General features: G+C 73.1%; 1 protein-coding gene and 1 pseudogene. Both read right to left on the reverse strand.

All coding sequences use genetic code 11. The features are described 5' to 3' along the window. Positions 1-4978, reverse strand: a pseudogene (locus AQJ64_RS44510) (beta-ketoacyl synthase N-terminal-like domain-containing protein); the annotation flags it as partial. A 121-nt stretch (positions 4979-5099) separates the two neighbouring features. Continuing rightward, positions 5100-10502 (reverse strand): SDR family NAD(P)-dependent oxidoreductase, encoded by a 5403-nt coding sequence (locus tag AQJ64_RS44515; protein ID WP_059203560.1) that lies wholly within the window; start codon positions 10500-10502, stop codon positions 5100-5102. Positions 10503-10515: the final 13 nt, after the last annotated feature.

Raw genomic sequence — 10515 nt, forward strand, 5'->3', positions numbered from 1 at the left:
TCAGATCAGCCAGCATCACGCCGATCCGCTCCGGCGCCACATCCATCAGATCGAACGCCCGATACACCACCCCGGCATGCCCGGCAGCCACCGCGTCGGCGTCCCGGACATCCGTCTTGCCCATCTCCAGGAACCGACCACCACGCGGCAGCAGACGCAACGACGCATCCACGAACTCACCCGCCAGCGAATCCAGCACCACATCCACACCACGGCCACCGGTCGCCGCCAGGAACGCCGCCTCAAAGCCGGTGTCCCGCGAGGAAGCGATACGCCCCTCGTCCAGACCCAGAGCCCGCAGCGCGCCCCACTTGCCCGCACTCGCCGTACCGAACACCTCAGCACCCAGATACCGCGCCAACTGCACCGCCGCCATACCCACACCACCAGCAGCCGCGTGCACCAGCACCGACTCACCAGCCCGCACCACCCCCAGATCCACCAGCGCGTAATACGCCGTCAGGAACACCACCGGCACCGACGCCGCCTGCGCGAACGACCAGCCCTCCGGTATCCGCGCCACCGTCCGCGCATCCGCCACCGCCACCGGACCGAACGCACCCGAGAACATCCCGAACACCCGATCACCCACCGCCAGCCCCGTGACTCCGGGGCCGACCTCGGTCACCACACCCGCGCCCTCCAGACCGAAGTCCTTCGCGTCACCGGGGTACATGCCGAGCGTGTTCAGGACGTCGCGGAAGTTGACACCCGCAGCACGTACGGCGATACGGACCTGGTGTTCCGTCAACTCATGGGAAGGCAGCCCGCGCAGCGCCAGCCCCTCCAGCGTCCCCTTCTCCACAATCTCCAGCCGCCACTCCGACTGTCCTGCGGGAACGGTCAGAGCCGCACCGGACGCCGCGCGGACCAGACGCGGAACGAAGACACCCCCCGCACGCACCGCGAACTCGGCCTCATCCGAGGCCAGCGCACCACCCACCACAGCCCACGACTCATCCGTGCCATCCACATCGACCAGCACGAACCGCCCCGGATTCTCCGCCCGAGCCCCCCGCACCAGACCCCACACCGCCGCCAACGCCGGATCCGCAACCCCGCCGTCCCACGCGACCGCACCCTCGGTGACGACCACCAGACGCACACCCTCGAACCGCGCCTCCGCCAACCACGCCGTGAGGAGGCCGAGGACCCGCGTGGTCAGCGCGTGGGCGGCCTCGGCGGTGTCGGCGGCCGGGCGCTCGACCCGGAGGAGCACATCGGTGGGAACGGACTCGTCGGGCTCCGGCAGAGCGGTACGAGCAGCCACCGGGACGGGAGCCGGGCTCGCGGGGACCTTCACCCAGTCGGTCTGGAAGAGGTTGTCGACGTGGCGGGTGGCCGCCGCACCGAGATCCCCGGACGCCTCCCGCAACACGAGCGACTCCACCGACGCCACCGGACCACCAGAAGCATCCGCCAGCTCCAGCGCCACCGCGCCCGACCCCAGCACCACCATCCGCACCCGCAACACCCGCGCACCCGACGCCCACAGCGACACACCCGACCACGAGAACGGCAACCGCACCCGCCCGTCCCCGAACACCGACGTGAACATCACCGCATGCAACGCCGCATCCGCCAACGCCGGATGCACCCCGAACCGCTCCGCACCCTCCTCAGCGCCGTCAGGCAACGCCACCTCGGCGAAAACCTCGTCACCCCGCCGCCACACACCACGCAACCCCCGGAACACCGCACCGTACGACAACCCCAGCCCGGCGAAACGCTCGTACACACCCTCCACCGACTCCACCACCGCCCCCCGCGGCGGCCACACCCCGAAATCGAAACGGTCCGCAGCCAGCACACCCGAAGCCGCCCCCGACAGCACCCCCGTCGCATGCAGCGTCCACGCATCGGAGTCGAGCGCATCCTCGCCGCGGGAATGGATCTCCAGCACGCGCCGGCCACCCTCGTCCGGCCCACCCACCCGCACCTGAACCCGGACCCCACCCCGCTCCGGCACCACCAACGGCGCCGCCAGCGTCAGATCCTCCACCCGGCCACAACCCGCCCGCTCACCCGCCCACAACGCCAACTCCAGGAAACCCGTCCCCGGAAACACCACCACACCCGCCACCACATGATCCCGCAACCACTCCTGCACCCCACACGACAAACGCCCCGTCAACAGCAGACCATCGCCACCGGCCAACTCCACCGCCGCACCCAGCAACGGATGCCCGGCCGCACCCAACCCCACCGCACCCAGATCGCCGAGCGTGGAACCCGTGTCCCGGGACCAGAAGCGGCGCCGCTGGAACGCGTACGTCGGCAGGGTGACGTGCTCCTGGTCGGGGCCGGTCGGGTCGTCGTCGTGGGGGAACGCCGTGTCCCAGCGGACCGGAAGTCCGCTGACGTGGAGTTGGGCGAGGGCCGCGAGCAGGCTCTCGGGCTCCGGGCGGTCCTTGCGCAGGGCGGTGGCGAAGACCTCGGATCCCCCGTCGAGGCAGCTCTGGGCCAGGGAGGTCAACTGGCCGTCGGGACCCAGTTCCAGCAGTCGGCCGACCTTGCGTTCCGCCAGGGCACGTACGCCGTCGGCGAAGCGGACCGGTTGGCGGACATGCCGCACCCAGTAGTCGGGGGAGGTGAGTTCGTCGGGTTCGGCCAAGCGGCCGGTGACGTTGGAGACCACGGCGATGCGCGGGGCACTGTAGGTGAGCGTCTCCGCCACGGCCCGGAAGTCGTCGAGCATCGGCTCCATCAGCGGCGAGTGGAACGCATGGCTCACCCGCAACGCCGTCACCTTCCGGCCCCGGGCACGGAAACCGTCCGCGATCGCCTCGACCGCCTCCGCCGCACCCGAGACCACCACCGCCTGCGGGCCGTTGACCGCCGCGATACCCACCGCTTCGCCGAGCAGGGGCAGCACCTCCTCCTCGGTGGCCTGGAGCGCGACCATCGCACCGCCCGTGGGCAGGGCCTGCATCAGCCGGCCCCGCGCCACCACCAGACGGCACGCGTCCGCCAGCGACCACACCCCGGCCACATACGCCGCCGCGATCTCACCGATCGAATGACCCGCCAGCACATCGGGGCGCACACCCCACGACTCCAGCAACCGGAACAACGCCACTTCCAGCGCGAACAGCGCCGGCTGCGCGAACTCCGTCCGGTTCAGCCGCTCGGCATCCGCACCGAACACCACCTCCCGCAGACCGAAGGGCAGTTCGGCGTCCACGGCGTCGAATGCCTCGGCGAAGACGGGATATGAGTCGTACAACTCCCTTCCCATGCCGTTCCGTTGCGATCCCTGGCCGGTGAACAGGATGGCCAGTCGTCCGCCGGGCCGGACGGTTCCCGTGACGGTGTGGGGATGGGGCTCGCCGGCGGCGAGGGCGGTGAGGCCGGTGCGGAGGTCGTCGAGGGTGCGGCCGGAGAGCACGGCGCGGTGTTCGAAGGTGGAGCGGGTCGTGACGAGGGCGCGGCCGATGCCGGCCGGGTCCGGGTGGGGGCGGTCGTCGAGGTGGGCGAGCAGGCGTGCGGCCTGTGCGTGCAGTGCGGCGCGGCTTCGGGCGGAGATGACCCAGGGCAGCGGGTGGTCACCGGTCGGCTGCTTCGGGCCTGCGGCGGAATCGGCGTCCGGGTGTGCCTGTTCCGCCCGGCCCGCGGAGTCGAGCGGCTCCGGCGCGGGCGCCTCCTCGACGATCACATGGGCGTTGGTGCCGCTGATGCCGAAGGAGGAGACGGCCGCGCGGCGGGGCCGGTCGTCGTGGCGGGGCCAGGCCTGTTCCAGGGTGAGCAGGCGCAGGTCGGCGGCGGTCCAGTCGATGTGCTGGGACGGCTCGTCGGCGTGCAGGGTGCGGGGAAGCAGGCCGTGGCGCATGGCCAGCACGAGCTTGATGACCCCGGCGACGCCGGCGGCTGCCTGGGTGTGTCCGATGTTGGACTTCACCGAGCCGAGCCACAGCGGGCGGTCCTCGGGGCGTGCGGCGCCGTACGTGGCCAGCAGTGCTTCCGCCTCGATGGGGTCGCCGAGGGGGGTGCCGGTCCCGTGGGCCTCGATGGCGTCGATGGTGTCGGCGGACAGGCCGGCGTCGGCGAGGGCGGCGCGGATGACCCGTTCCTGGGCCGGGCCGTTGGGGGCGGTCAGTCCGTTGGACGCGCCGTCCTGGTTGACGGCGCTGCCGCGGATCACGGCGAGGACGGGGTGGCCGTTGCGGCGGGCGTCGGAGAGGCGTTCCAGGAGCAGCATGCCGACGCCCTCGGCGGGTCCGAAGCCGTTGGCGGCGGCGGAGAACGCCTTGCAGCGGCCGTCGGCGGCGAGGGCGCGCTGCCGTCCGAAGTCGACGAACATCTCGGGACCGGACATGACGGTCACGCCGCCACCGAGCGCCAGGTCGCACTCACCCGAGCGCAGCGACCGTACGGCGAGGTGGAGGGCCACCAGCGACGAGGAGCAGGCCGTGTCGACCGTGACGGCGGGCCCCTCCAGGCCGAAGGAGTAGGCGATGCGGCCGGAGGCGACGCTGATGGTGCTGCCGGTGAGCAGATGGCCGCCGAGGTCGGCCTGGGAGTCGTGGGAGCGCGGCAGGTAGTCCTGGGCGATGGCGCCGACGAACACGCCGGTGGCCGTGCCGCGCAGGGAGGCCGGGAGGATGCCCGCGCGTTCCACGGTCTCCCAGGAGGTCTCCAGGAGCAGCCGTTGCTGCGGGTCCATGGCCTGGGCCTCGCGGGGGGAGATCTCGAAGAACTCCGCGTCGAACAGCGGCGCCTCGTGCAGGAAGCCGCCTTCGCGGACGTAGGAGGTGCCGGGCCGGTCGGGGTCCGGGTCGTACAGCGCGTCGAGGTCCCAGCCTCGGTCGGCCGGGAACGGGGTGACGGCGTCGGTGCCGGAGGCCAGGAGCCGCCACAGAGCCTCGGGGGTGTCGGCCCCGTCGGGGAAGCGGCAGCCCATCGCGACGATCGCGACGGGTTCCTGCTGCTTTTCCTCGAGGTCCTGCAGACGCTTGCGTGTCTGACGAAGGTCGGCCGTGACCAGTTTGAGGTAGTCCCGCAGCTTCTCTTCGTTGCTCGCCATTCGATGCCACTTCCTAGGAGGAGCCCCGAGGGGATCCGGAGACGTCGGGTCCTGAGCGGTCCGGGGTCGGTCGGGGTCAGGAAATGCCCAGCTCTTTGTTGATGAGGTCGAACATCTCGTCGTCCGTCGCGGATTCGAGTCCGGTGGCGGCCGTCGTGGTGGCGTCCGTGCCACCCGTTTCGCCCGTCCACCGGGTCAGCAGTTCCCGCAGTCGGGCGGTCACCTTGTCGTTGAGCGCGGCGTCGTCCGCGCCGTCGGCCGCGTGATGCGTGTCGGCCATGACGGACTCGAGTTTGTCGAGTTCGGCGAGGAGGACGTCGGCCGGCCGTTCGACGGGTGGTGCGCACTGTTCCAGCAGATGGCGGGCGAGGACCGCGGGGGTCGGGTAGCTGAAGACCAGCGTGGCCCGCAGGGTGAGTCCGGTGGCCGTGCCGAGCCGGTTGCGCATCTCGACCGCGGTGAGCGAGTCGAAGCCCAGCGACTTGAACGGCCGGTCGGCGTCGACCGCTTCGGGGTCCGAGTGCCCGAGGACCGCCGCGGTGTGGACGCGGACCAGGTCGAGGGCGGCCCGTTCCCGTTCCTCGGCGGGGAGCGGCCGCAGCTGCTCGGTGAACGACACCCGCACACCGTTTCCGTCGCCCTGGCTGCCGGCCGGGGTGCCGGTGGTGTCGGCCGCGGCCCGCCGGACCGGGGTCCGCGCGAATGCCTTGAGCAGGGCTGGGGGTTCGGCGCCGCGGCGTTCCAGCCCGGCCAGGTCGAGGCGAGTGGGCAGCAGCAGCGCCTGGTCGGAGCCGAGGGCCGTGTCGAACAGGGCCAGGCCCTCGTCCGCCGGGAGCGGGGCGAGGCCCATCCGGCCGATGCGCCGGAGGTCGGCGGCGCCGAGGGTGCCCGCCATGCCGTCGTCGGTGTCCCACAGGCCCCATGCCAGGGCGAGCGCGGGCAGTCCCTGGGCCCTGCGATGCTGGGCCAGGGCGTCGAGGAACGCGTTGGCGGCGGCGTAGTTGGCCTGTCCCTGGCTGCCGAAGGTGGCGGCCACGGAGGAGAAGAGGACGAACGCCGACAGGGGCAGGTCGCGGGTCAGTTCGTGGAGGTTCCACGCGGCCTGTGCCTTCGGGCGCAGGACGCGGTCGACGCGTTCGGGCGTCAGGGCGTCCAGGATGCCGTCGTCGAGGATGCCGGCCGCGTGGACGACGGCGGTCAGCGGACGCTCGGCGGGGATCTCGGCGAGCAGTCCGGCCAGGGCATCGCGGTCGGCGATGTCGCAGGCGGTGACGGTGACGGTGGCGCCCAGCCCGGTCAGTTCCGCGGCGAGTCCGGCGGCGCCGGGGGCGTCGGGGCCGCTGCGGCTGGTGAGCAGCAGATGGCGGACGCCGTGGCGGGTCACCAGGTGCCGGGCGAACAGTCCGCCGAGCGTGCCGGTGCCGCCGGTGATCAGGACGGTGCCGTGGGGGCGGGTGTGCTCCGCGGTACGTCCGTCGCGCGCGTCCTCCCCGGTGCGGGCGAGGTCGACGGGCAGCTCCGGGACGGTGAGGACGATCTTGCCGGTGTGCCGTGCCTGGCTGAGGTACCGGAACGCCTCCGGGGCCCGCCGTACGTCCCAGGTGGTGACCGGGAGCGGACGCAGTGCCCGCTGTTCGAACAGCGCGAGCACGGCTGTGAGCATGTCGGCGGTGTGGTCGGGGTCGACGTCCCTGAGGTCGAACGCCCGGTAGACCACGCCGGGGTGCTCGGCGGCGACGGTCCGCGCGTCGCGCAGGTCGGTCTTGCCCATCTCGATGAAGCGACCGCCGCGCGGCAGCAGCCGGAACGACGCGTCGATCAGTTCCCGGGCCAGGGAGTTGAGGACGACGTCCATGCCTCGGCCGGCGGTCACCCGCAGGAACTTCTCCTCGAAGTCCGCGTCGCGCGAGGACGCGATGTGGTCGTCGTCCAGGCCCATGGCCCGCAGCGTCTCCCACTTGGCGGGGGCGGCCGTGGCGAAGACCTCGGCGCCCAGGTGGCGGGCGAGCTGGACGGCGGCCATGCCGACGCCGCCGGTGCCCGCGTGGACGAGGACGGCCTCGCCGGGACGCAGATCCGCCAGGTCCGCCAGGCCGTGGTAGGCGCTGAGGAAGACGATGGGCGCCGCGGCGGCCTCGGTGAAGGACCAGTCGTCCGGCTGCCGGGTGAGCAGACGGTGGTCGGTCACCGCGACCGGGCCGTACGCCCCGGAGAAGAGGCCGAGCACCCGGTCGCCGGGGGCGAGCCGGGTGACACCCGGGCCGGTCTCCAGGACCACGCCCGCGCCCTCGCGCCCGGGCACCTCGCGGTCGAGCATCCCCAGGCAGACCAGGACGTCACGGAAGTTGACGCCGGTGGCCCGCATCGCCACCCGTACCTCGCCGGGGGCGAGCGGTCCGGTGACCTCGGGGCAGCCGACGAGGGCCAGGCTGTCGAGGGTGCCGGGCGTGGTGACGTCCAGCCGCCACGCGGACTCACCGGGCGGCGGAAGCAGCGCGCCGCCGGTACCGGCCGGGGCCAGCCGGGGCGCGAGGGCGACACCGTCGCGCAGGGCGAGTTGCGGTTCGCCGGAGGCGAGTGCGGGGGCGGGGTCGGCCGAGCCCGCGTCGCCGCCGTGGTGGGCGTCGACGGGTGCTTCGGGGGCGAGGTCGAGCAGGACGAGGCGTCCGGGGTGCTCCGACTGCGCGGAGCGGACGAGACCCCAGACGGAGGCGGCCACCGGGTCGGTGAGCGCCCGGTCGCCGTCGGCGGGCACCGCGCCCCGGGTCACCAGCACCAGTCGGGCGGCGCCGAGGCGGTCGTCCGCCAGCCAGCTCTGCACGAGGGAGAGGACGCGGTGCAGCACCGCCCTGGAGACATCCACAGTCGAAGTCGGCAGCGCCGGTGTCCCGCTCGTGGACGGGTCGCAGGCGACGAGCACCGCGCCCGGCAGCGGTGTTCCCGCGGCGACCGCTTCGGCCAGGGCCGTGACGTCGGCGTAGTGACCGGCCGGCGCGTCCGGGAGTCCGGCGATCTCCGGTCCGACGACGGCCCACCGTCCGTCCTGGTCGGGGAGGGGACCGGACGGCGCGGCAAGCGCGCTCCAGTCCACCCGGAAAAGTGTGTCCTGCCGGGCCGACGGGCCGGCGGCGGGGGCCAGTGCCTCCGCACTCAACTCACGGAGGGTGAGGGCCTCGACGCGGGCCACGCTCCGGCCCTCGGTGTCCGCGACGGCGAGCGTGATCGTGTCCTCGTCCACCCGCGCCAGCCGCACCCGCAGGGCGGACGCGCCGACCGCGGTCAGCGAGGCGCCGCTCCACGCGAACGGCAGCCGCACTCCGCCCGCGGCGGGTGCCTCGCCGGAGACGTCCGCCGTCGCCCGTCGCGCGGCGAGCCAGGCGTGCAGCGCGGCGTCCAGCAGGGCCGGGTGCAGGCCGTGGCGCCCTGCCTCGTCCTGCTGGCCGACGGGCAGCCGTACCTCGGCGTAGACGTCCTCGCCCTGCCGCCAGACGGCACTCAGGCCCTGGAACACGGGTCCGTAGGCGTACCCCTCGTCGGCGAGACGGTCGTAGAAACCGTGCAGCGGGACGGGGGTCGCGTCCGCGGGGGGCCAGTTCTCGAAGGTGCCCACGCCGCCGGCGCCGTCGGTCTCGTCGGTGTGGTCGGCATCGAGGACGCCGCCGGCGTGACGCACCCATTCCCCGGCCGCGGCCTCGGCCTCGGCGGAGTCGGCCCGGGAGTGGACGGACACGGTCCGCCGTCCCGACGCGTCCGGGCCGCCGACGGCGACCTGGATCCGTACGGCGCCGTGCTCGGTGAGAACGAGCGGCGATTCGAGCGTCAGGTCCGTCAGACGTGCGCAGCCCACGCGGAGACCGGCCTGAAGGGCCAGCTCCAGGAAGCCCGTGCCCGGGAAGACGACCGTGCCCGCCACCGCGTGGTCCCGCAGCCAGGGGTGGGTCGTGAGGGAGAGCCTGCCGGTGAGCAGGGCTCCGCCACCTTCCGCCAGCGCGACCTCGGCGCCGAGCAGCGGGTGCCCGGCGAAGGTCAGTCCGAGACCGGTCGCGTCACCGGCCGTGGCGGTCGGGGCGGCCGGCCAGAAGCGCTGCCGCTGGAAGGCGTACGTCGGCAGGTCGGCCCGGCGGGCGCCGTCGCCCTCGAACACGGCGGGCCAGCGCGGTTCGGTGCCGCGGACGTACAGCTCGGCCAGGGCGGTCAGCAGTGCGGCGCGTTCGCCGCGGTCCTTGCGCAGCGCGGGCACGAAGAGCATGTGCTCGGCGGAGTCGGTGTGCACCGCTTCCCGCGCCAGGGCGGTGAGCGTGCCGTCCGGGCCCAACTCGACCCAGCAGGAGGCTCCTTCGGCGCTCACCCGGCCCACTGCGTCGGCGAACCGCACGGCGTGGCGGACGTGCCGCACCCAGTAGTCGGGCGTCATCAAGTCGTCGGCGTCGGCGAGGTCGCCGGTGAGTGCCGACACGACGGTCAGCTGCGGACGTCCGTACGCCAGGCCTTCCGCGACCGCACGGAACTCGGCGAGCATGGGTTCCATCAACGGCGAGTGGAACGCGTGGCTGACCCGCAGCCGGGTGGCCTTGCGGTCAAGGTTCCGGAAGTGCGCGGCGATCTCCTCGACGGCCGCCTCGGCGCCCGCGACCACGGTCGCCTCCGGTCCGTTGACCGCCGCGATGCCCACCTCGTCGCCGAGCAGGGGCAGGACCTCGTCCTCCGACGCCTGGAGCGACACCATCGCCCCACCGGCCGGAAGCGCCTGCATCAGCCGCCCACGCGCCACCACCAGACGGCACGCGTCGGCCAGCGACCACACCCCCGCCACATGCGCGGCGGCCAGCTCACCGATCGAATGACCGAGTAGCACGTCCGGCCGCACACCCCACGACTCCAGCAGCCGGAACAGCGCGACTTCCAGCGCGAACAGGGCGGGCTGCGCGTACTCCGTCCGGTTCAGTACGTCCGCGTCGTCACCGAACACGATCTCCCGCAGCCCGAACGGCAGCTCGGCGTCCACGGCGTTGAAGGCCTCGGCGAAGACGGGGTAGGTCTCGTACAACTCCCTTCCCATGCCCAGCCGTTGCGCGCCCTGGCCAGCGAACAGGAAGGCCGTACGGCCACCACCGGGGACGGCCGTGCCGCTGATCACCTGCCCGACGGACTGCCCGCCGGTCCCCGCCCGTAGGCCGGCCAGGACCTGCTGCCGGTCGGCGGCCACCACCACGGCTCGGTGCTCCAGCGCGGAACGCGTCGTCGCCAGCGAAAGGGCGACGTCATGGTGCGACAGCCCCGTGTCCGACGAGAGGAAGTTCGCCAGGCGCTCGGCCTGGGCACACAGGGCCTGCGGTTCGGCGGCGGAGAGGGGGAGGATGACGTCACGGTCGGCGGTCTCGTGGCCCTCGTGGCGCGCCCTGTCCTCGTCGGTCCCGTCCGGCGCGGCTTCTTCGAGGATGACGTGGGCGTTGGTGCCGCTGATTCCGAAGGAGGACACGCCCGCGCGCCGC

This window comes from Streptomyces griseoruber (assembly GCF_001514205.1).
GTDB lineage: Bacteria > Actinomycetota > Actinomycetes > Streptomycetales > Streptomycetaceae > Streptomyces > Streptomyces griseoruber.